Source organism: Acidovorax sp. ACV01, from assembly GCF_014851495.1.
GTDB classification, from domain to species: Bacteria; Pseudomonadota; Gammaproteobacteria; order Burkholderiales; family Burkholderiaceae_C; genus Acidovorax; species Acidovorax radicis.
Window position 1 is genome coordinate 347970 of sequence record NZ_JACUZT010000006.1, and the last position, 19736, is coordinate 367705.

Consider the following 19736-nt stretch of genomic DNA (forward strand, 5'->3'; position numbering starts at 1 on the left):
AAGGCCTTTCCCGTGTCCTCCTCTCCCTCCTGCTCCGCCTGCCTTGATGCGCCCACCGGTGCCGTCGTTGACGAGGCCACGCCCGCCCCGCACTCCACCCCCGAGCCCACCGAGGCACGCTGGGCCGCCGTGGCCTCCATGGCCCTGGGGGTGTTCGGCCTGGTCACGGCCGAGTTCCTGCCTGCCAGCCTGCTCACCGCCATGGCCAGCGACCTGCGCGTGAGCGATGGCGCCGCCGGCCAGGCCGTCACCGTGACGGCGCTGGTGGCCGCCGTGGCCGCCCCGTCGCTGCCGCTGCTCACGCGCCGCATCGACCGGCGGCTGGTGATGATCGCCTTCACGCTGCTGTTGGTGCTGTCCAACCTGATGTCGGCCCTGGCTGGCAGCATGGTCACCCTGCTGGCGGCGCGGGTGCTGCTGGGCGTGGCGCTGGGCGGCTTCTGGTCCATGTCGGCCGCGCTGGCCATGCGGCTGGTGCCAGCCTCGCTGTTTGCGCGGGCCATGTCCTTCATCCTCACCGGGGTGTCGGTGGCCACCGTATGCGCGGCGCCCATCGGCGCCTGGATGGGCGACCTGTGGGGCTGGCGCAGCGCCTTCATCGCGGCCGGCGGCATCAGCCTGATCACGCTGGCCGTGCAACTGGTGGCCCTGCCCGCCCTGCCCCCGCGCGATAACCCCAACCTCAAGGTGCTTGGCGAGCTGCTGCGCCGCCCGCCGGTGCGCGTGGCGCTGCTGGCGGTGCTGCTGGTGATCTCAGGGCACTTTGCCGGCTTTACCTACATTCGCCCGCTGATGGAGCAGGTCACCCACCTGTCGGTGGCCACTATCACGGCCGTGCTGCTGGGCTATGGCGTGGGCGGTTTCTTCGGCAACTTCGTGGGCGGCTGGATCGCCGGGCGCAGCGAGCGCCAGGCCATCGTGGCCGGCGGCGCCGTCATCGCTGTGCTGGCCGCCACCTTGCTGGTCGCAGGGCAGTCGGCCGCCATCACGGCCGTGGCCGTCACGTTGTGGGGCTTTGCCTTCGGCGCCTTCCCCGTGGGATTCCAGACCTGGATCGTGCGCGCCGCACCCGACCAGGCCGAGGGCGCCGGCGGGCTGCTGGTGGCGGCCTTCCAGATCGCCATTGCCAGCGGCGCCATCTTTGGCGGGCTGATGGTGGACCATGTGGGCGCACTGGGCGGCCCGGCCTTTGCACTGGCAGCGCTCACACTGGGAACCCTGCTGACCCTGCGGCACGGGCCACGCCCAGCATCCGCTTGATCGGCCCACCAAAACCCAGGCAGCGGGACCAACGCCCTCACTGCCCAGGTTTGCGTGAAATATCGCTGGTTGCCACGCGCTTGCGCAGATCACGAATCAACGCCTTGGCCCGCGCTTCGTTGGCAGGCCCCATGCGCACCAGGATCTTCTGCCCGCTGGAGAGCGATTCCAGCGCGGGGTCCACAAACTCATACCGCACCCAGGGGCGAAGATTGGGCACGTCGGTGTTGACGGGCGTGAGCTTCACGCGCAGCGGGCCTTGGGGTTCTGGCGCCAGCAGAAGGTGGTCCAGCACGGCCACCAGGCGGTCGTTAAAGTAGCGCTTGGGGTAGCCCAGTTCTTCATACGCCTGCTGGAACAGTGGGTACAGCCGCGCATACAAAGCCACGGCGGGCTCCAATGGCACAGCCTCGGCAAAGGTCAAAAAAGCGCTGTAACGGGCTGAATTGCTGGCGGCCATCGTGGTGGGGGCATCGCCCTCGCCATTCACCACAAACCGCTGCGGCATGGGCTGCACCGGCCACATGCGCGAAGGGGCCTGGGCGCGGCCCAGGTTGTCCACGGTGGCCACCACGCGGCGGACAAAACCATCGGTCAACAAAAACGCAGTGAGCTTGTCGCGGCCCAGCAGCTCGGCCAGCAGCTCTGTCACCCGCTTGTCGGATTCAGCCAGCGCCGGCAACGCGGCATCTGCCGGGGCCAGCGCATCGACAGGGTTCTGGGGCCCCGAGGCTTCGGGCATGGGCGGTGGGGCTGCGGGCGCACTAGGGGCCACCACGACCGGAGGGGGCGCTGGGGGTTGCTGCCCCGGTCGCAGCCAGAACCACCAGGCAGCCCCGGCGGCCACCGCGCAAGTCAGCACGGCCGCAAAAACCCAGGGGGTGGAGGACGTGCGCTCTGGCACGGGGCGGAACTCGGCAGTCTCTTGATCGGGCATCGGGTCTCCTTTCAGCAAGAACAACCCTTGTCCGAGCGGCTGCGGTGCCAGGCGTTCCATGCAATCCCGCTTGGGGATGTGCTGGATTGGAAACCTGGGTGATACCGCCCCGGTAACGCGATGTAGACCGCGCGCCGAAACCTGCGATTAAAACGCCGTGGGCGTCGTCGACAGCGACTCCAGCCACGCCACCGTGGCCGCCAGTTCAGACGGACGGATCTCGTGCGCGCTGGGGAACTCGTGGTATGCCACAGTGACCGGCAGCGGTGCCATGTGGTGCGCAATGGCCTGCGCGTGGGCCAGCGGGATCACGTTGTCATGCGTGCCGTGGCTCAGCCACAGCTGCTTGCCGCGCAGCGCGTCCGCAGGCGCGGTGAGCGGCACTACCTGCTGCAGCAGGCGGCTGTGCCACACCAGCCCCGCCTGCATCAGCGCAGGTTTGGTCAGCAGCAGCGACAACGCCATGATGCCGCCCTGGCTGAAGCCGCCCACCACCACGCGCTCGGGCGGAATGCCCAGCTGCTCGGCGGCAGATTCGACCGCCTGGGCCACCAGGGCGCGGCTTTGCGCTTCCTGCTCTTCATTGATGGTGCGTTCGCCTCCCGGCTCGATGGAGAAGTCAAACCACGCATGCGAGCCTGGCCCCATGCGAAACGGCGCGCGCAGGCTCAGCACATGAAAACGCTCGGGGATCTGCGGCGCCAGGCTGAACAGGTCCTGCTCGTTGCTGCCCACGCCGTGCATCAACACCAGCAGCCAGGGGCGGGGGGTGGTGGAAGCAGCGGGGCGCTGCAAAAATGTGAGCGGTAGATTGAGCATAGACAAGCGCCAGTGGCAGTTTTAGCTAAAAAATTTACTTAACCCGCCCGTCCTGCGACAGGCTGCAGGGCAAAAGCATCCATCGACAGCATGCTGTACATCACCTCGCGGCTCAAGTAGTTTGCGTACAGGTCGTCGCCCGCCGCGCCCAGCGCGAAGAAAATGGGCAAGAAATGGTCTTCGGTCGGGTGAGCGCGGCTGGCATGCGGCGCCTGGCTGCGGTAGCTGAGCAACGCGGCCATGTCGCCACGCGCCAGCGCATCCTCAATCCAGCGGCTGAACTCCAGCACATAGGGCGCGGGCTCGCGCTCGCCGCCAAAAAACTCGGCCAGGTTGTGCGTCATGCTGCCCGAACCCACCACCAGCACGCCCTGGCTGCGCAGGCTACGCAAGGCGGCGCCCAGCGCGTAGACCTCCGCCGGGCCTGCCCCCACGGGCAGCGCCACCTGCACCACGGGCACATCGGCCTGTGGGAACAAATGCATCAGCGGCACCCAGGCGCCATGGTCAAAGGGGCGCGCGGCATCGCCCTGTGCGGCTACACCCGCGGCCTGCAGCAGGCCTAGCACCTCTTGCGCCAATGTGGGCGAGCCAGGGGCTGGGTATTGCAACTGGTACAGCGCCGGGGGAAAGCCGCCAAAGTCGTGCCAGGTGGCAGGCTGCGGCCCCGTCATGACCTGTGGAGAGCGCGCCATCCAGTGCGGCGACATGATGACCACGCCGCGCAGACCGGGGTATTGCGCGCGCAGGCCTTCGCCCCACTGCGTGAGCGCCGGGCCGGTGGTGCCGGCATCGATGGCGAACAGCGGCGCGCCGTGCGAAACAAACAGCGCAGGAACAACAGCAGAAGCAGAGGTAGGGGCTTGGGCAGAGGCAGACATGGCAATTCCATCCGTGAATGCAATGAATGTAGGACCGATAGCCCCTGGTACCAAGCCCTGCAGGTCGGACAGATTGTTCTACGGGTGATGCCAATGCACCCTTGACGAGGGCCGTGGAGATGCCCGCTGTACCGCCTCCCCCGTTCAAGACCCGTCGCGCACCCGGCCCCGCAGCGCCTTGGTCTCGCTGCGCTGGGTCTTACCCTCCAGCCGCCGCTGCTTGGAGCCATAAGTGGGCTTGGTGGCACGCCGCACCCGGGGCGGCACGGCAACCGTGTTAACAAGCGCATTCAGGCGCTCCAGCGCATCGGTGCGGTTCTGGTCCTGGCTGCGGTACTGCTGGGCCTTGATCACCACCACCCCCTCTTGCGTGATGCGGGTGTCGCGCAGGGCCAGGAGGCGCTCCTTCACGTCCTCGGGCAGCGACGATGCGGCCACGTCAAAACGCAGGTGCACCGCGCTCGATACCTTGTTGACGTTCTGCCCGCCCGCACCCTGGGCGCGCATGGCGGTGATTTCTACTTCGTCCTCAGACACCTGCAGGGGCAATGGGGGAGCCATATATCTATTTACCCCCTTGCCTGCGCGGCGTCAGGCCGCAGGCTGCTGGGCCAGCAACTGCGCCAGGCCGTCAATCGCCAAGCCGTAGCCCAGCACGCCAAAGCCACACATCACCGCCTTGGCGGCTGCCGCCATGTAGGAATGGTGGCGGAACACCTCGCGCGCATGCACGTTGCTGATATGCAACTCAATCAGCGTGATGCCCGTGCCCTTGGTGGCATCGTGCAATGCAATACTGGTGTGGGTGTAGGCCCCGGCATTGATCACTACGCCTGCCAGCTCTCCCGCCGCGTGCAAGCGGCCGGCCTCGTGAATCCAGTCCACCAATGCGCCTTCGTGGTTGCTTTGGTGAAAATGCAGTGCAAAACCATGGCGCTCGCAGGCTTCTGCGCACAGCTTTTCAACATCGGCCAACGTGGCTGCCCCATACACGGCGGGCTCGCGGGTGCCCAGCAGATTCAGGTTGGGGCCATTCAAGACAAAAACGGTTTTCTTCTTCACAGACATGCAGCACTCCGAGGGCGTTGCGCCTGCCACGCTGGCAGGCCAGAGTGCGCGATTATGCGGCGCCCCGTGCGCAACCCGAAAAGCACGCACCCAAAGAAAAACGGCCCCGAAGGGCCGCTGTAAAAGGCAGCCTGTGCAAAGACGCTGCCTGTGAGCGACTGGCGCCCAAGAGGTTGGTTACAAATGATCAACCGACTGGCCCAGAGGCCAGCCGCCGATCAGCGGTCCCAATGGCGATTGTGGCCATGGCCGCGATGGCCGTGGTCATGGTGACGGTGGTGGCGGTAGCCGCGATCACCGTAGTACACCACCGGAGGGGGCGCGTAGTACGCTGGGGCGGGCGCGTAATACACAGGCCGGGGAGGCGCGTAGTACACGGGTGGTGGAGGCGCATAGTAAGTGGGGGCGGGTGCGTAGTAGCCATTGCTGGCCCCCACCACCACACCAGGCACGCCAATGCCCACCGACCAATTTACGTCGCGGGCTTGGGCTGCGCCCGTGCCGGCCAGCAATGCCAGCGCCACACCAGCCGAAGCGGCCAAGGCATAGATAGAACGGGTTTTCGTCATGGAAATCTCCTGTTTGAGCGAGGGCAGCCAGCCAAATGGACTCACCTCACCGGTACATAACGCACCAAGTAGGCAAAAGGATGGCACAAAATCGTCTTTACGTTGTGTCTGGACGTATACGCGCCTGTTTCTATGCGTAAACCATCACGAAACCGGCGCCTAAAATGGCCCAATGAGCACCCCAACCCCCGCCAACACAGCCGCCAACCCCCCCGGCGCCGCCCCTTCAGCAGCCCCAGAAGCCGCCAAGCCCAGTAATTTTCTGCGCCAGATCATCGAAAGTGACCTGGAAAAAGGCACTTACACCACCCGCCGCTGGGCTGGCGCCCCCGGCGATGCCGCCCACCATGCCCAGGGCCAGCCCGATCCTGCCAAGATCCGCACCCGCTTCCCGCCCGAGCCCAACGGCTACCTGCACATCGGCCACGCCAAAAGCATCTGCATCAACTTTGGCCTGGCGCGCGACTACGGCGGCGTGTGCCACCTGCGTTTTGACGATACCAACCCCGAAAAAGAAGACACCGAATACGTCGACAGCATCATCGACTCGGTGAAATGGCTCGGTTTTGACTGGAACGGCCACCCCAGCGCCCCGCCCTTCCAGGCCAGCGACTACTTCGACTTCATGTACCGCGCCGCCGAATACCTGATCGAGGCCGGCCATGCCTACGTGGACGAGCAAACGGTCGAGCAGATGCGCATCAACCGTGGCGACTTCGGCAAGCCTGGCGTGAACAGCCCCTTCCGCAGCCGCACCCCGGCCGAAAACCTGGCCAAGTTCCGCGAGATGAAGGCCGGCCTGCACGAAGACGGCTCCATGGTGCTGCGCGCCAAGATCGACATGTCTAGCCCCAACATCAACATGCGCGACCCGGCCATCTACCGCATTCGCCGCGCAACACACCACAACACGGGCGATACCTGGTGCATCTACCCGATGTACACGTATGCGCACCCCATCGAGGACGCGCTGGAGCAGATCACCCACAGCCTGTGCACGCTGGAGTTCGAGGACCAACGCCCCTTCTACGACTGGCTGCTGGAGCGCTTGACCGAAGGCGGCCTCTTGGCCAGCCCGCCCCCCCGCCAGTACGAATTTGCGCGCCTGAACCTCACCTACGTCATCACCAGCAAACGCAAGCTGGCGCAACTGGTGTACGACCACAAGGTCAGCGGCTGGGACGACCCCCGCATGCCCACCATCGTCGGCCTGCGCCGCCGCGGCTACACACCCGAGTCGATCCAGACCTTTGCCGAACGCATCGGCGTGACCAAAAGCGATAGCTGGATCGACTACAGCACCCTGGAAGGCTGCCTGCGCGAAGACCTGGAACTCAAGGCCTTCCGCGGCATGGCCGTGCTCAACCCCGTCAAGTTGGTGCTCACCAACTGGGACGGAGTCATGGGCGCCGGCCACCTGGAGCCCTGCACCCTGCCCTCCCTGCCCCACCCGCCCGAAGGCGTGGAAAGCCCCGAGCGCCACTTCACCATCGGCAAGGAAGTCTGGATCGAGCGCGAAGACTTTGAAGAAGTGCCCCCCAAGGGCTACAAGCGCCTGTTCCCTGGCAACAAGGTGCGCCTGAAGGGCGGCTACGTCATTGAATGCACGGGCTGCACTAAAGATGCGGATGGAAATATCACCGAAGTGCTTGCCACCGTGGTGCCCGACACCAAAAGCGGCACCCCTGGCGCCGACAGCGTGAAGGTGAAAGCCGCCATCACCTGGGTCGGCGTGGCCGACGGCGTGAACGCCGAAGTGCGCATGTACGACCGTTTGTTCCTGGAAGCCCAGCCTGATGCGGGCGGCAAGGACTTCATTGAAAGCCTGAACCCGAACAGTCTGAAGGTGGTGACTGCCATCGTGGAGCCGTCACTGGCCAACGCCAAGCCGGACGACAAGTTCCAGTTTGAGCGGCACGGGTACTTTGTGGCGGACCGGGTGGATCACCGGGCAGAGAAACCGGTGTTTAACTTGGCGGTGGGGTTGAAGGATTCGTGGGGGAAGTGATTACCTCCTGATTGAAAAGAAGGCCAGCAGATTTATATATTTGCTGGCCGTTTCTTTTGGACTGATGACAGCTTTCGACAGCGGATTCAAGCGGTCTGTCACAGTGCAATATGGACCCGTCATTTGCTGCCGTTCCGTTAAAGTCCACGCCTCTCAGGACGAGGCCTACCCGTGTCGAGCACTGCGGCTCTCAAGGGGTGGGGCATGAGCTCTCCAGTGGTTGGTTTTGAAAATACGGTCTGCGCCTTTGGGTGGAATGGCGAATGATGCTGCTGTGTGAGCTGCAGCTTGAAAAGCGAGGAAAACAATATGCTGCTAACCGATATCGCCGTCGAGCACACCCTGGTGTCCAAAAAAAATGGAGTTCGCCAAACTTTCTTACTGCATCCGTTTACCGATACACAGCGAGATTCACTGGGTAAATTCGAGATCGTTCGTGACATCAGCCAGCCAGGATTCAAAGACGTTAAGCGTTCCACGTTCGTGACGTTTCAACAATTGGCAGAGTTGTATGCGAAAGGTGTACTCGAAGAATTCGGGTTTTCCGTTCGCATGTGTCCGGGTCAAGGCACGTACCCGGCCAAAAATCCAGCAAAAAAGATACTGCCAATCAGCATCAGGTCAGGCTCACCGTTCGATCTCGCTGTTGAAAAGGTGGATATTTCAAAACCTGCTACGCGCGACTTGAGAACAGCCTTGCTTCGCACCAACGTCACGCTTTAAAGGCGGTGACGCCGATTGATATGGAGTCCCTGTGAATTCCTCCGCTGCCCATGCTGAACTCATCGCCACTTTCAAGCGGGCGCAGGCAGATGCCGATCACAAGCTCGGATTGATCAAAGCTGCTGCGAACAAGGGTCCCAAGGCAGCCCAAGCCGCTACGGAAACGGCTGCAAAGGCCGTAAAACGCAAAGACTCGTATGCAAAAAAACTGGACAACCTGGGGGTGAGCCTCAAGGATTGAGAGCGGCCCAGCCTGCGGCCCGGCATCAGCCAGTAGCCACCGCCTACACTCGGCCGCAAGAGACAGATAAGCGCTAGAGGCCAGTTGCATGATCCATGCTAACCACCCATGGTCTCCCATGGGGTGCAGCGCTGAGCCTGGTATCGGCCGGTAAAGCATCCACAACACGCTACACGCCGTACACGGGGCGAGCTACCGCGCAGCAAACGCTAAGCCATTTGCGATACAAACACCGCCATGCTCCCTACCCCACCCCTGCCACCCACATTCACCCCCACCTTCGCCCATGTGCCGCCTGGCTCGGTGGCGGGGCCGTTGCAGCTGGTGCCCGTCAACGCTGGCGTGGTGTCCGTACACACTGCCGGTGGCGCGCATGTGGGTTCCCTCAAGCTGGTCGGCGGGGTCTGGAAGTTCAAGGCCATGGGCTACGGCGCTGCCGGTGGCATGGAGCCCGGCCACGGCCCGCTGACGGAGCAGCACAACATGGCGTTCGCGGCGCTGGATGCGGCCGAGGTGAGCGCCCGGCTGCTGGGTGCTTTGGGAAGCGCTCGGTAACAAGCACTAAGAGAGCGCTAAAAATTGCGAGCCCTGCCGCGCAGGGCCGCAACCCTCAGCGCTGCGCGTCGGCCAGCCCAAACTCCACCGCCGCACACGCAGCCGCCACCTGCGCCTCAATGCACTGCTCGGGCGTGGCGCGGGGGCTGTCCGGGTAGACCTCGGTCGTGGTGGTGTAGCGGGCGCCGCTGATGCCAGCGCACAGGCCCATCTGCTTCATCGCGTATCGGATGACACCCGGCGCCACGACGGGCGAGCCAATGATCTCGTTCTTCTCATCCGCAGGCGCGATGTGCGTCACCCGGCTGACGGCGTCGATGATGGCCTGCTGAAACGCGGGCTGCGGGTTGTCGGTGTCGTCCACCAAGTAAAAGCCGTCGGGGATGCTGCCGGGTTCAAACACCTTGCCGTCGCGCGCGGCGACGGCGGGGCGGTATTCGGTTTCGTCGGTGTTGGTGGTTTCGTGCAGGTCGATGTGGGCGGCAAACTGGCCGTGCAGCGGTGCCACCAGGCGCATGAGGGCGGCGGACTCCTGCGCGGGCGAGCCGTCGCGGAACGACCGGTTGGGGTCGATGGCGTCAAAGTTCCAGCGCTGAACCCGCTCGTAGGCCCAGGGGCTCACGCAGGGCACCACCAGCAGGTTGGCGCGGCCAGCAAAGCGCTCGGCCTGTGCATCCACAAAACGCAGCGCGCCGTGCACGCCGCTGGTTTCGTAACCGTGCACTCCCCCGGTCACCAGCACGGTGGGCAGGCCGGACTGCCAATCGCGGCTGCGCAGAGCCCGCAGGGGAAAGCGCTCTGCCGGGTGCTGGGCGTCGGCATAAATCACGTCGCCATACATCTCCACATCAAACCGGCCCCGCAGCGCCTCGATGGCCGTGAGCACGTCGTCGGCGTAGCTGCGCTGGCGCACCTGGCGTGCGCGCCACTGGTCGCGTTCTGCGGCGCCCCAGGGTTGGCCGGGCGTGCCGATGGGATAGGTGTGGGTGGGTTGCATGGGTGCGTGGGATGGAGTGGCTGGTGAATGGCAGAACCAATGGCAGACGGAGCCGACTGTACGGACATCGTCAAAAGGCTTGTCGCAGGGCGTTCATAGAATACCGCGATGCCCTTCCCTTTGATTCGGCCCTTGCGGCTGGCGACCTCGTCGCTGCTTTTACTGCTCTGCGCACTGGCCCACGCGCAGTCCGCCTCACAACCCGCAGCTCCCAACACCCCTGCCACTCGCCCGGCGGGCAGTGCCCCGGTGGATGGCACAGCATCCCCACCGGCGGTTGCCGCACCCACATCGGCCGACGCGGCGCTGCTCTCGCGCGATGCGCGGCGCATTTACAAGCTCTCGCGCGACAAGCTGGTGCAGATTCGCACGTTGCTGCGCAATGCAGACACCCAGGCGTCGATTGGCTCGGGGTTTTTTGTCTCTGCCGATGGACTGATCGTCACCAACTTTCATGTGGCCAGCCAGCTGGCGCTGGAGCCCGAGCGTTACCGGGGCGTGTACGTGACGATGGAGGGGCTGGAGGGCGAGGTCGAGCTGCTGGCGTTTGACGTGCAGCGCGATCTGGCCGTGCTGCGGGCCAAGGGCCGCACAGCAGCGGCGCCGGTGCTGAGCTTTCGGCCCGCGACCGAGGCCCTGGCGCAGGGCGAGCGCATCTATTCGCTGGGCAATCCCCTGGACATCGGCTTTGCCGTGACCGAGGGCACGTACAACGGGCTGGTGCGGCGCAGTTTTTATCCGCGCATTTTCTTTGGCGGCACGCTCAACCCCGGCATGAGCGGCGGCCCTGCGGTGGACGATGCAGGGCGGGTGCTGGGCGTCAACGTGGCCAAGCGGCTGGATGGCGAACAGGTCAGCTTTTTGATCCCGGCCGAGTTTGCCCAGGTGCTGGTGCAGCGCGCCGCCAACGCCGAGCCCATCACCCAGCCCGCGTATAGCGAGATGACCAAGCAGCTGACGGGACACCAGCAATTGCTGACGGACCGGTTCTTGAAAGCGCCGTTTCGCGAGCAGCGCCACGGCAACTACCGCGTGCCGGTGCCTGACGATGCGTTGGCGCGGTGCTGGGGCTCAGGGCGCGACCCGGCGTTTCCCGGCTTGAACCTGGAGCGCACGCAGTGCCAGGCCGATACCGATGTGGTGGCTGGTGACTTCAACACCGGCGCGGTGCGCCTGAGCTACGAGGCCTACAACGCGCCCACCCTGGGCGCCGCGCGGTTTGCCCGGGTCTATTCACAAAGTTTTGCCAACGAGCGGCTGCAAATCCGCGGCAACCGCCACCAGACGGCGGTCGAGTGCACAGAGCGCTACACCGACCCCGGCAGCCTTCCGCTGCGCGCAGTGGTCTGCATGTCGGCCTACCGCAAGCTGCCCGGGCTGTACAACATGACCATCCTCGCCGCCTCGGTCAACCAGCCTACCCAAGGCGTGCTCGGCCGGCTGGACGTGCAGGGCATCGCTTTCGACAACGGTATGAAGCTGGCGCACCAGTACCTGCAGGCGTTTCGCTGGGAGGCCGCACCATGACGATGCCGACCCTGGGGCTGATAGAAGCCTTTGACCGCCACGGCGCCCTGCTGGCACGCGCGCCCATCACCCGCTGGCCCGTGACGGTGGGCCGGGGGCTCGATTGCGATCTGGTGCTGGACGACCCGTTTGTGGCGCCCACGCACCTGCGCATCGACCGCGCGGCAGACGCCCCCCGCACGGTGCAGGTGGAGGTGCTGGAGACGCGCAACGGCGCACGCCTGCAGCGCAAGCACCATGGCAAGGGCGACCGATTTGACTGGCCCGATGGCACTCCCATCGACCTGGGCCGCACCCACATCGCGCTGCGCCTGGCGGACACGGCCATCGTTGACGAGCAGCCTTTGCCAAAGTTTCCGTGGCGCACTGCGGGCACCACCGCCGTTTTGATGGCGCTGGTGGTGGCTGCAACACTGACATCGTCGTGGCTGGAGGCGCGTGACGCGTCGCAGTACGTGAAGTCGCTGCCCGGCAGCCTGCTCACCCTGCTGGCCATGGTGGGCGTGTGGTCGGGCCTATGGGCCGTGGCCAACAAGGTGTTCGGCGGCCAGCTGCAGTTCTGGCGCCATGTGCGCATTGCGTGCGCTGCTGCCCTGGCGATCGACGTGGTCCATTTGGTGGCCCATCTTGCGGCCTTCGCTTTCTCGCTGGAATCGTTTTCGCGGTTTGCCAATGTGCTGATGGTGCTGGTGCTGGCCGGGGCGCTGTATGCCCACCTGGCGGCCATGCTGCCGCGCCGCCGCGTGGGCCTGGCCTGGACGGTGGCAGCAGTGGTGGCATTGGGCGTGCCCTCGTGGCTGGGTGCGCAGTGGCTGAACAACCTGCGGCTGTCGAAATCGCTGTACATGAGTAGCCTGTTCCCGCCGAGCCTGCGCGTGGCCCCGGCCGTGCCGGTGGAGCAGTTTCTGCAAGAGACCGAGTCGCTGCGAAGCAGGCTCGAGCGCCGCCTGCGGGATGACGGGCAGGCGGAGGACGATGAATAAGTAGTACCGCGCAGAACGCCCCGCCCGCCGCGCTGCCTACAAGCTCCATCCACCTATCTCACCCATGCGCCGCCGCAAGCTCCACCACCACGTCTACGTCGTCGAACTCTCCAAAGACGTGCTGCTGGAGCCGCGCTTTCGCCGGTGCAACCCGGGCTACATCGAGGGCAAGCCCTGCGTGTACGTGGGCATGACGGGCCTGGACCCGGACGTGCGGTTTGACAAGCACAAGGCGGGCATTCAGGCCAACCGGTTTGTGACGCAATACGGCCTGCGCCTGCTGCCCGACCTGTATGAAGGCTTCAACCCGATGAGCTACGAGGACGCGGTGGACCGGGAGATCGAGATCGGTATCGACCTGCGCTCAGCGGGGTTTGGGGTGTGGCAGGCCTGAACCCAGTGCTCTCGCGCTGCGGTGGGTGCGTTTCCTTCTTCTTAGCATCGGGATTGCTTCACTTTTGATAGCTATCAGCGCTTATCCATAAAGCGCTGGAGGCCTGTTTCATTCAAATTCAGTGGCCCTGGGCTTTGCGGTGGCGCCCGGCAGTGCCCTTTCGCAGCCAGCACAGAAGGCCACGCACCGCCAACCTCAGTGCACACGCCCCCGCACAAACTGCAGCGTGGTGTGGGCCACGCGTTCCCCCAGGTGCCGCGCCGTGGCCAGGTCTGCCTCTGGCGGCACCACATCGGCGCCCTGGTCGGTGTTCGACTGCGCGGCAGCGCCCAGCCAGAAGCCCAGGCGATTCAGGTCCTCCTCCGACCCGGTGGACGAGCAGTTGCCCGGGGGCAGTGCCAGGTTCACCCAGTGCATGCCGTGCTGCGCGGCAAACAGTGCCATCTGCATCAGGGTGGAAAGCTTGTCCCCCGAGCGCGAGCCGGAGTTGGTGAAGCCTGCAGCGATCTTGTCCTTCCAGCCCAGGCCTTTGGCCATCACCACGTTGGACGTGGCTTCCTGGAAAGCCTTGAACTGCGACGAGGCGCTGGCGACATAGGTGGGCGCGCCGAAGATGATGGCGTCGGCGGACGCCAGGTCATTCCATCGTGAAGGCGCTTCTTCCACGGTCATGAGGAGGGGCTCGGTGCCCTCCACCTGCGCCACGCCTTCTTTCACGGCCTGGGCCTGCCGCGCCGTGTGGCCGTAGCCGCTGTGAAAGACGATGGCAATGCGCACACCGGGGGTGCGGGTGGTTTGGGGAGTGGGCGTCGTCAGGGTCATGTTCATGCTTGAGTTCATGGGTTGAGAAACTGTGGGTGAGGGGATGGCGATGTTGGGTGGGCTTTAGTGGCCGTGCACCACCTGCTCCAGGCGCTCCAGAATGCGCGGCCACAGGCCGCCCATGCGCTCGAAGCTGATACCGTCGTTGGGCCGAAAGCCCGCCTGCTCCATGCGCAGCAGCGTGCCGCCACTGTGCTCCTGCAAGGTCCAGGTGATGTGGGTGATAAGCCCGTTGGCCGACTCGGTGCCGTTGCCCCAGCGGTAGGCAAGCTGGCTGGGTTCCTCCACCAGCGTCACCTCGCAATGCGTCACGCCCGACCAGCCCGGCAGCGGCTGCGCGCGCACCGTGAAGCGGTGCCCCACCTCGGCCACAAAGTCGTTCTGCATGAGCCATTCCTCCATCAGCCAGGACTGCGTGAGCGCGCGCCAGACCTTCTCGCGCGGGTGAGGTAGCTGCCGCTCGAACACGAGGGACCGGGTGCCTGGTGCAGCGGGGGCGGTGGCGCGGGATGGGGTCGCGTCAGCCATGGCGCACCGCCTGCAACAGGAACGCCATCGCCAGCGCAGGACTGAGAGGGTGGCAGGGGTGGTTCTGCATGGTGTTTTCGGTGGTGTGGAGTTGCGCAGTCATTGGTCCATGCGTCCCAGCAGGTTCTCCAGGTCATCCAGGCGCTGGTTCCAGAAGCCGGCATAGACGCTCATCCAGTCCACCAGGGGCGCCAACCCTTCGCGCCGCACCTGGTAGTAGGTCTCGCGCCCTGCACGGCGGTCTTCCACCAGCCCGGCGCGCTTGAGCACGGCCAGGTGCTTGGACACCGCTGGTTGCGAAATGTGGGAATGCCCCGTCAGCACATTCACGGTTTGCTGCCCCTCCCGGGACAGCTGCTGAAAGATGGAACGGCGCGTGGGGTCCGACAACGCCGCGAAGGTCAGGTCTTCAGGGGATTTCACAGGATATAACTCATTGGTTATGGATAACGAATAATAACCAAATGGCTATGAATTGGTCAACCCTCCACAAAAAGATGCAGGCGCGCTGCGCGGAACACGGCATGGTTTGTGCGGCCCACCGGGGCGGCACGACAATGCAGACCCACACGATCCATCCATCCGCTGCGGGCCGGGGAACCCGCCCGTGGCACCTACCCTTTGTCCCTGCCCATGAATTTCGCAGACCGCCTCAAGCAACTCCCCACCGCCAGCCACCTCGCCGCACTGCACCTGCTGGGCGCGGGCGATCAGGTGCTGGCCACCATCGAGAACAAGCCCGGCCAGACGGGCTCGCTGGTGGTGTACGCCGCGCTGGCGGCGTTGTATGGCGGCCGTATCACGCCTGCGGCCGCCACCCTGGGGCTGGAGTGGTATGCCGAGCATGTGGCCGATGCACAGGCGTTCCCAGGCAAACACCCCAACATCGACCGGCTGCTGGCCTGGGCAGGAGGCAGCGAGAGCTTTGAAGTCCGCACCGTTTCAGCCTGAGACAAAAAAATCCGCTGTATCAGCGGCAGGCTGTCGAAAATGCGCAGGTCCGTTCGTCGTAGGGGTGTGAACACGTTGAATGAGCGATATCGTTTGGCGGTTCACGCTTTCATCCACCCCTGATTTCCCCCCAAAGGAGACCTCACATGACCACCCACACCACCACCGGCACAGTGACCCTGCACCGCGTGCTGCGCGCCCCGGCCGAGCGTATCTACCGCGCGTTTCTGGACCCCGACGCCATGTGCAAGTGGCTACCTCCCCATGGCTTCACGGGCCGGGTGCTAAGCCTGGATGCGCGCGTCGGCGGCACCTACCGCATGCAGTTCACCAACCTGAGCAGCGGCGGCACGCACGCGTTTGGCGGTGAATATGTGGAGCTGGTGCCGGGCGAGCGCATTGTGCACACCGACCGGTTTGACGACCCCAACCTGCCGGGCGAGATGCGCACCACCATCCAGCTGAAAAAGGTGATCGTGGGAACCGAGGTGTCCATCGTGCAAGCTGGCATTCCAGCGGTGATTCCCACCGAGATGTGCTACCTGGGCTGGCAGGAGTCACTGCAGTTGCTGGCACTGCTGGTGGAGCCGGAGATTCCGGGGGAATAAGCCGTCTCACGCCGGGCAGCGAGCGCTGCCCAACGGCAAGGCGGGCGGGCACCACCACAGGTATTGCATTGCGCCGCCCGCCTTCTGTTTCAGTGGCGCGTCGGGGCCCCGCCCGCCGCCACGCCCTCGTCAACCGCTTACTTCAACCACTTGTCAGCGGCTTGCTTGATGGTGCCCCGGCTGTCCACCAGGCCCCACACAAAGCCCATCACCCGCACGTAGTCTGCATCGTCGGTGGGCAGCATGAAGCCCAGGTAGTTCTTCGGGGTCAGCGGCGCATCGACGAACGCGGCGTACAGGCGCGGGTCGGCCTTGGCGTAGTGCAGGGCTTCATACGTCTCGGTGATCATCACGTCGCCCTTGCCTTCGGCGATCAGCGCGGGGATCTCGGCGTTCTTGTCGTGCGTGCTGACCTGGGCGGTTTTCAGGTTGGTCAGCACATAGGTTTCGTTGGTGCCGCCGGGGTTCTTGATGACACGCACGGTGGGCTGGTTCATGGCGTCCACGCTGATGTATTTGGCCTTGTCGGCCGCGCGCACCAGGGCCACTTTGCCAAAGGGAGCGTAGCCGGGCAGCATGTCGAAGATGCGCATGCGGTTGACGTTGCGGGTGATGCCGCCCACCGCCAAGTCAAACTTGTCGCCCTGCAGGTCCTTCACCAGGTTGGGCCAGGTGGTGGGCACGTATTCGATCTTCACACCCAACTCCTTGGCCATGGTCTCGATCACGTCGATGTCGTGGCCGCTGTAGCCCGCGTCGGTCTTGATGGCAAACGGGCGGTAGTCGCCGGGCGTGCCCACGCGGATGACCTTGGCCTCCATGATCTTGTCGAGCCGGGGGCCGGCTTGCGCGGCCTGGCTCAAAACGAGGGTGGCGGCTACGGCGGCCAAGGCAAATACTTTTTTGGCGATCATTGGGCGAGACTCCGAAGGAAGAGGGATGGGCTGTGCAACTGCAAACATCTGCGTGAGCGGTGCGCAACAAAAGGATACAGCAGCCTCTCACCACGCAGCGTGCCCAGCGAGTCGGCGGGATGAGGTCAACCAGTTCAAGGCGAGCCGCACCCGTATCCATGGTGCTGCACACTGCCATCAACCTTGAACCGCGCGTGGCTGCGGTCAGAGTGGCAAATGAAGAAACGGTCAAGCATCAGCGGCCCAACCCCGCTGCGCAGCGACACCAGGGGGGCTATCTGACCTCAGCGGCTGAGTTCGGGCACGGTGCCGCTCATGACCTCGGTGGCACCCAGCACGTCCTCGCGCAGGCGCAGGGCCCGTTCCTGCGTCGCAGGCAGGCCGCCAAAGCGCATCGCGCAGTAGTTCTCCAGCGCCCGACTCAGCCAGGTGTGGGCCAGTGGCGCAAGTCCTTTCGCAGAAGACCAGTGCTCGCGCACGGACTGCCCGCGCAGCGGCGGGTGCCGGTAGGCGCGCAAGCACCAGGTCATGGCACGGGCAGACACCTGCATGGACCGTGCAGGAAACCACCGCGACAAGCCCCACGCCGCAGCCAGCGCCAGGCGCACGCCCCATCGATGGCGCCGACGCCACAGCAGCCATGCCATAAACACGAAGACCAGCCATAGCAATAGACCGAGCAGACTGCTTGCCCCGCCGCTGCCCGGTGGAGGCGGCTGCATGGACGTATCGTCCTGCCCGCCAGTCCCCGCCGTGCCACCTGGCCCGCCGCTGCCTTTCCACCACTTGCGCAGCGCCTGGGCCGCGTCCAGCGCCCCATTGATGGCACCGCGCTGCCACTGCGGAGCGAACGGGTCTCTGCCAGCGTCCCGCATGGAGTCCAGCATGCGATCCCACTGCGATGGGGGCGTACCGGGCTGTAGCCGCGACTGCCCCTGGCGCGGAGACTCCCCCCAGCCCGAGCCCTTGCCACCCGCACCACCTTGACCGCCCTGCCCCCGGGCGCGTTGGTCCGCATCAGGGTCGCTCTGCTTGCCGAAAGGCGGGTCGAACAAACCCGGCGTATCGCCACCCGGCAGGAAGCCAAAGCCGAGCACCGGCGGCCGGGGTGCAAACAGGAACAGGGTGGTAGCAATGGCAAAGGACACCGCCACGAAACCTGCCGTCATCGACAGCTTGGTCCAGCGCGACAGGTCCACGCCTTCGGCATGCAACCATGCGAGCGTCAGCGCACCACACAGCCACGCTGGCCCCAGGTAAAACCACAGGCTCCAGTCGGCAGCGTAGTGCGTGGTGGTCAGAAAACACACTGCGAAGACCACGGTCATCGTCAGGTACAGGTCGCGCCGCGTGCGCAACTGGGCGGCCCGCGCGCCCATCACGACCAGCAGCACCATGCACACCCAGCGCGGGAAGGAGAAGAGAAGGATGCCTGGGAACACCGCCAGCACAAAGCCCAACAGACCCAACACCTGCGACTGCCTGCGGCCAGCGCCCTCGGGGCCGCGCTGGTTGAGCACCCCTGCCCCAAAGCCCAGTACCGCCCACACCAGCCACAGCGCGCAAGCGAAACCGAAGGCCCGATAGCTGCGATCCAGGTAAGAGAACGCAAAGGCCGTGAACAGATAGCTCAGCCCTGCGAACACGATGGCGCCCCCGCTCTGCAGCGGGGCCGAGGGTTCTTTGTCCGCCCCGCGGGTGCTGCCCCTGGTGGGGGCGGGCCGCGCGCTGGCGGAGGCCCGGGTAGACGCATTGCCGGGTGTGCCTCCAGACCTCATGGTGTCTCCATCAAGCTGACTGCACCGGCCCGCTCAGCCACGGCCTGCAAGCCCTGGGCAGCAGCCAATTGCGCCGGACCAACAACACGCCCCAGGGCGATGCATACCACCACTGCGCAGGCAAGGCCCTTCAACTCTGCTAGGGCTGCTGCCAGGTCGGCCTGCACCATGTCGCCCGGCACGACCAGCGCGATCTGATCTCCCACCCTTGCAACCGCAGCCACGCGCATGCAGGCCTCGCACAACTGGGCCGCACTTGCTGGCAGCGCCGCAGCAAGGGCTGTGCGCACCAGGGCAGCGCCCTGCACAGGCTCGCCATCACCCCCCAAATACAGAAATGCCTGTGCACCGTGTCCGTGGGCTGCATCGAACACTCCCGCCGCCAGGCGGATGGCCTGCTCACCCGCGCTGGCGGGGTTGCCCAAAGCTGGCGCCACAGGCGCATGCACAACCACCCGCAGGACCACGGTTCCCAATTGCTGGAAGTGCTGGATCACCAGCTCACCCACCCGGGCTGAAGCGCGCCAGCTCACCCGGCCTACTGAATCGCCCTGCTGGTACTCGCGCAGCAGGCCCAGCTCGAACGATTGGCCTGAGTGGCGTGTGGCGAGCGTGCCCAAAGGGTCAGGCGATACATTCCAGGGCAGGGGCCAATACATCGCCTGTGGCTTGGGCAGCACATGCACTGCAATACCGGTGTGCTGCATGGCATGCCGGGCCTGCACCAGGCCCAGCGGGAAGCCGCTGGCCAGACGCACAGCCACCAGCCGGTAGTGACCCCGGCATTCAAACCGCACTTGCCGGCCCAGTTCAACGGCCTTGCCTGCGCGAACGACGGGAATCGTCTGGCGCAGTGTCAGGTGACGCCCGGCCCACTCCCATTCGGTCTCCACGTCCACCATGAAGGCGGGCCAGCGCACGCTGCGCTCCACCACAATGCCAATGTCGCACCCAGCGCCTTCAATCACTTCCCCACTCACACCATCGGCCCGCAGCCGCACGGTCATGCCGCGCAGCGAAAGCCAGGGCAGCACGAAGCCCATCACGGTCACGGTCGCGAGGAACAGGAACATGCCGTAGACCATGGGGTCTCGGCGGTTGAGCGCCGCCAGCAGCAGCGTGCAACAGAACGCGAGCAGTACGCGTGATCGAGTCAGCAGTCGCTCCATGGGC

At 65.2% G+C, this 19736-nt stretch carries 23 protein-coding genes; 10 read left to right on the top strand and 13 right to left on the bottom strand.

The genetic code is table 11. The features are described 5' to 3' along the window. The first annotated feature begins 12 nt into the window (after nucleotides 1-12). Nucleotides 13-1260 (top strand): MFS transporter, encoded by a 1248-nt coding sequence (locus IB243_RS18940; protein ID WP_192428716.1) that lies wholly within the window; start codon nucleotides 13-15, stop codon nucleotides 1258-1260. Between the two features lie 37 nt (nucleotides 1261-1297). On the opposite strand, the gene IB243_RS18945 is transcribed toward IB243_RS18940, so the two are convergent. The 6 genes from IB243_RS18945 to IB243_RS18970 all read right to left on the bottom strand — a co-directional run bounded on the left by IB243_RS18945 (nucleotide 1298) and on the right by IB243_RS18970 (nucleotide 5534). Then, nucleotides 1298-2197 carry a DUF3014 domain-containing protein gene (locus tag IB243_RS18945; protein WP_192428717.1) on the bottom strand — a complete coding sequence of 300 codons (900 nt, stop codon included), beginning with the start codon at nucleotides 2195-2197 and terminating at the stop codon, nucleotides 1298-1300. A 147-nt stretch (nucleotides 2198-2344) separates the two neighbouring features. After that, a complete protein-coding gene (locus tag IB243_RS18950; protein WP_192428718.1) occupies nucleotides 2345-3016 on the bottom strand; it encodes an alpha/beta hydrolase in 672 nt (223 codons plus the stop codon). 38 nt (nucleotides 3017-3054) lie between these two features. Then, on the bottom strand, nucleotides 3055-3897 hold the full coding sequence (locus IB243_RS18955; RefSeq protein ID WP_192428719.1) for a class III extradiol ring-cleavage dioxygenase: 843 nt from the start codon (nucleotides 3895-3897) through the stop codon (nucleotides 3055-3057). Nucleotides 3898-4041: 144 nt separating this feature from the next. Further along, nucleotides 4042-4458 (bottom strand): alternative ribosome rescue aminoacyl-tRNA hydrolase ArfB, encoded by a 417-nt coding sequence (gene arfB, locus IB243_RS18960; protein WP_192428720.1) that lies wholly within the window; start codon nucleotides 4456-4458, stop codon nucleotides 4042-4044. A 30-nt stretch (nucleotides 4459-4488) separates the two neighbouring features. Then, entirely contained in the window at nucleotides 4489-4965 is a 477-nt protein-coding gene (aroQ, locus tag IB243_RS18965; RefSeq protein WP_192428721.1) for a type II 3-dehydroquinate dehydratase, read from the bottom strand. A 218-nt stretch (nucleotides 4966-5183) separates the two neighbouring features. Beyond that, entirely contained in the window at nucleotides 5184-5534 is a 351-nt protein-coding gene (locus IB243_RS18970) for a hypothetical protein (protein WP_057272532.1), read from the bottom strand. Between the two features lie 172 nt (nucleotides 5535-5706). Between IB243_RS18970 and IB243_RS18975 the strand changes: the two genes are divergently transcribed. From IB243_RS18975 to IB243_RS18990, 4 genes are all read left to right on the top strand, one after another. Then, nucleotides 5707-7542, top strand: a complete 1836-nt coding sequence (locus IB243_RS18975) for a glutamine--tRNA ligase/YqeY domain fusion protein (protein WP_192428722.1) — start codon at nucleotides 5707-5709, stop codon at nucleotides 7540-7542. Nucleotides 7543-7851: 309 nt separating this feature from the next. Continuing rightward, the gene (locus IB243_RS18980; protein ID WP_192428723.1) at nucleotides 7852-8265 is read left to right on the top strand and encodes a hypothetical protein; all 414 of its coding nucleotides are present in this window, start codon (nucleotides 7852-7854) and stop codon (nucleotides 8263-8265) included. Between the two features lie 31 nt (nucleotides 8266-8296). Further along, on the top strand, nucleotides 8297-8506 hold the full coding sequence (locus tag IB243_RS18985; RefSeq protein ID WP_192428724.1) for a hypothetical protein: 210 nt from the start codon (nucleotides 8297-8299) through the stop codon (nucleotides 8504-8506). Between the two features lie 237 nt (nucleotides 8507-8743). After that, complete coding sequence (locus tag IB243_RS18990) at nucleotides 8744-9061, top strand: hypothetical protein (protein ID WP_192428725.1); 318 nt, start codon at nucleotides 8744-8746, stop codon at nucleotides 9059-9061. 55 nt (nucleotides 9062-9116) lie between these two features. Here IB243_RS18990 and IB243_RS18995 read toward each other — a convergent pair whose 3' ends face one another. Beyond that, complete coding sequence (locus IB243_RS18995; protein WP_192428726.1) at nucleotides 9117-10058, bottom strand: M14 family metallocarboxypeptidase; 942 nt, start codon at nucleotides 10056-10058, stop codon at nucleotides 9117-9119. A 108-nt stretch (nucleotides 10059-10166) separates the two neighbouring features. Here IB243_RS18995 and IB243_RS19000 point away from each other — a divergent pair, with 108 nt between their 5' ends. The 3 genes from IB243_RS19000 (at nucleotide 10167) to IB243_RS19010 (ending at nucleotide 12962) form a co-directional block, all read left to right on the top strand. Then, entirely contained in the window at nucleotides 10167-11585 is a 1419-nt protein-coding gene (locus IB243_RS19000) for a serine protease (RefSeq protein ID WP_192428727.1), read from the top strand. Beyond that, nucleotides 11582-12568, top strand: coding sequence for an FHA domain-containing protein (locus IB243_RS19005; protein WP_192428728.1), 987 nt, complete (start codon nucleotides 11582-11584; stop codon nucleotides 12566-12568). The genes IB243_RS19000 and IB243_RS19005 overlap by 4 nt, the downstream gene beginning before the upstream one ends. Before the next feature lie 64 nt (nucleotides 12569-12632). Beyond that, nucleotides 12633-12962 (top strand): hypothetical protein, encoded by a 330-nt coding sequence (locus IB243_RS19010; RefSeq protein ID WP_010460358.1) that lies wholly within the window; start codon nucleotides 12633-12635, stop codon nucleotides 12960-12962. A gap of 195 nt (nucleotides 12963-13157) precedes the next feature. Here the strand turns inward: IB243_RS19010 and IB243_RS19015 are convergent, their stop codons facing one another. The 3 genes from IB243_RS19015 to IB243_RS19025 all read right to left on the bottom strand — a co-directional run bounded on the left by IB243_RS19015 (nucleotide 13158) and on the right by IB243_RS19025 (nucleotide 14735). Then, a complete protein-coding gene (locus IB243_RS19015) occupies nucleotides 13158-13784 on the bottom strand; it encodes a flavodoxin family protein (protein WP_192428815.1) in 627 nt (208 codons plus the stop codon). A gap of 63 nt (nucleotides 13785-13847) precedes the next feature. Next, a complete protein-coding gene (locus IB243_RS19020) occupies nucleotides 13848-14312 on the bottom strand; it encodes an SRPBCC domain-containing protein (protein ID WP_192428729.1) in 465 nt (154 codons plus the stop codon). A gap of 99 nt (nucleotides 14313-14411) precedes the next feature. Continuing rightward, nucleotides 14412-14735 carry a helix-turn-helix transcriptional regulator gene (locus tag IB243_RS19025; protein ID WP_057272387.1) on the bottom strand — a complete coding sequence of 108 codons (324 nt, stop codon included), beginning with the start codon at nucleotides 14733-14735 and terminating at the stop codon, nucleotides 14412-14414. Between the two features lie 210 nt (nucleotides 14736-14945). Between IB243_RS19025 and IB243_RS19030 the strand changes: the two genes are divergently transcribed. Both IB243_RS19030 and IB243_RS19035 read left to right on the top strand, forming a co-directional pair. Then, on the top strand, nucleotides 14946-15263 hold the full coding sequence (locus tag IB243_RS19030; RefSeq protein WP_192428730.1) for a DUF2322 family protein: 318 nt from the start codon (nucleotides 14946-14948) through the stop codon (nucleotides 15261-15263). Nucleotides 15264-15409: 146 nt separating this feature from the next. Beyond that, a complete protein-coding gene (locus IB243_RS19035; protein ID WP_192428731.1) occupies nucleotides 15410-15871 on the top strand; it encodes an SRPBCC family protein in 462 nt (153 codons plus the stop codon). Between the two features lie 137 nt (nucleotides 15872-16008). Here the strand turns inward: IB243_RS19035 and IB243_RS19040 are convergent, their stop codons facing one another. From IB243_RS19040 to IB243_RS19050, 3 genes are all read right to left on the bottom strand, one after another. Beyond that, entirely contained in the window at nucleotides 16009-16785 is a 777-nt protein-coding gene (locus IB243_RS19040) for a transporter substrate-binding domain-containing protein (RefSeq protein WP_192428732.1), read from the bottom strand. 284 nt (nucleotides 16786-17069) lie between these two features. Next, on the bottom strand, nucleotides 17070-18563 hold the full coding sequence (locus IB243_RS19045) for a DUF3488 domain-containing protein (RefSeq protein ID WP_192428733.1): 1494 nt from the start codon (nucleotides 18561-18563) through the stop codon (nucleotides 17070-17072). After that, a complete protein-coding gene (locus IB243_RS19050) occupies nucleotides 18560-19732 on the bottom strand; it encodes a DUF58 domain-containing protein (RefSeq protein WP_192428734.1) in 1173 nt (390 codons plus the stop codon). The genes IB243_RS19045 and IB243_RS19050 overlap by 4 nt, the downstream gene beginning before the upstream one ends. Nucleotides 19733-19736: the final 4 nt, after the last annotated feature.

Excerpts from the sequence above, each read along its gene's own strand:
- IB243_RS18945 (WP_192428717.1), bottom strand. The coding sequence starts at position 2,197 with ATGCCCGATCAAGAGACTGCCGAGTTCCGCCCCGTGCCAGAGCGCACG.
- IB243_RS18950 (WP_192428718.1), bottom strand. The coding sequence starts at position 3,016 with ATGCTCAATCTACCGCTCACATTTTTGCAGCGCCCCGCTGCTTCCACC.
- IB243_RS18955 (WP_192428719.1), bottom strand. The coding sequence starts at position 3,897 with ATGTCTGCCTCTGCCCAAGCCCCTACCTCTGCTTCTGCTGTTGTTCCT.
- arfB (WP_192428720.1), bottom strand. The coding sequence starts at position 4,458 with ATGGCTCCCCCATTGCCCCTGCAGGTGTCTGAGGACGAAGTAGAAATC.
- aroQ (WP_192428721.1), bottom strand. The coding sequence starts at position 4,965 with ATGTCTGTGAAGAAGAAAACCGTTTTTGTCTTGAATGGCCCCAACCTG.
- IB243_RS18970 (WP_057272532.1), bottom strand. The coding sequence starts at position 5,534 with ATGACGAAAACCCGTTCTATCTATGCCTTGGCCGCTTCGGCTGGTGTG.
- IB243_RS18975 (WP_192428722.1), top strand. The coding sequence starts at position 5,707 with ATGAGCACCCCAACCCCCGCCAACACAGCCGCCAACCCCCCCGGCGCC.
- IB243_RS18980 (WP_192428723.1), top strand. The coding sequence starts at position 7,852 with ATGCTGCTAACCGATATCGCCGTCGAGCACACCCTGGTGTCCAAAAAA.
- IB243_RS18990 (WP_192428725.1), top strand. The coding sequence starts at position 8,744 with ATGCTCCCTACCCCACCCCTGCCACCCACATTCACCCCCACCTTCGCC.
- IB243_RS18995 (WP_192428726.1), bottom strand. The coding sequence starts at position 10,058 with ATGCAACCCACCCACACCTATCCCATCGGCACGCCCGGCCAACCCTGG.
- IB243_RS19000 (WP_192428727.1), top strand. The coding sequence starts at position 10,167 with ATGCCCTTCCCTTTGATTCGGCCCTTGCGGCTGGCGACCTCGTCGCTG.
- IB243_RS19005 (WP_192428728.1), top strand. The coding sequence starts at position 11,582 with ATGACGATGCCGACCCTGGGGCTGATAGAAGCCTTTGACCGCCACGGC.
- IB243_RS19010 (WP_010460358.1), top strand. The coding sequence starts at position 12,633 with ATGCGCCGCCGCAAGCTCCACCACCACGTCTACGTCGTCGAACTCTCC.
- IB243_RS19015 (WP_192428815.1), bottom strand. The coding sequence starts at position 13,784 with ATGACCCTGACGACGCCCACTCCCCAAACCACCCGCACCCCCGGTGTG.
- IB243_RS19020 (WP_192428729.1), bottom strand. The coding sequence starts at position 14,312 with ATGGCTGACGCGACCCCATCCCGCGCCACCGCCCCCGCTGCACCAGGC.
- IB243_RS19030 (WP_192428730.1), top strand. The coding sequence starts at position 14,946 with ATGAATTTCGCAGACCGCCTCAAGCAACTCCCCACCGCCAGCCACCTC.
- IB243_RS19035 (WP_192428731.1), top strand. The coding sequence starts at position 15,410 with ATGACCACCCACACCACCACCGGCACAGTGACCCTGCACCGCGTGCTG.
- IB243_RS19040 (WP_192428732.1), bottom strand. The coding sequence starts at position 16,785 with ATGATCGCCAAAAAAGTATTTGCCTTGGCCGCCGTAGCCGCCACCCTC.
- IB243_RS19045 (WP_192428733.1), bottom strand. The coding sequence starts at position 18,563 with ATGAGGTCTGGAGGCACACCCGGCAATGCGTCTACCCGGGCCTCCGCC.
- IB243_RS19050 (WP_192428734.1), bottom strand. The coding sequence starts at position 19,732 with ATGGAGCGACTGCTGACTCGATCACGCGTACTGCTCGCGTTCTGTTGC.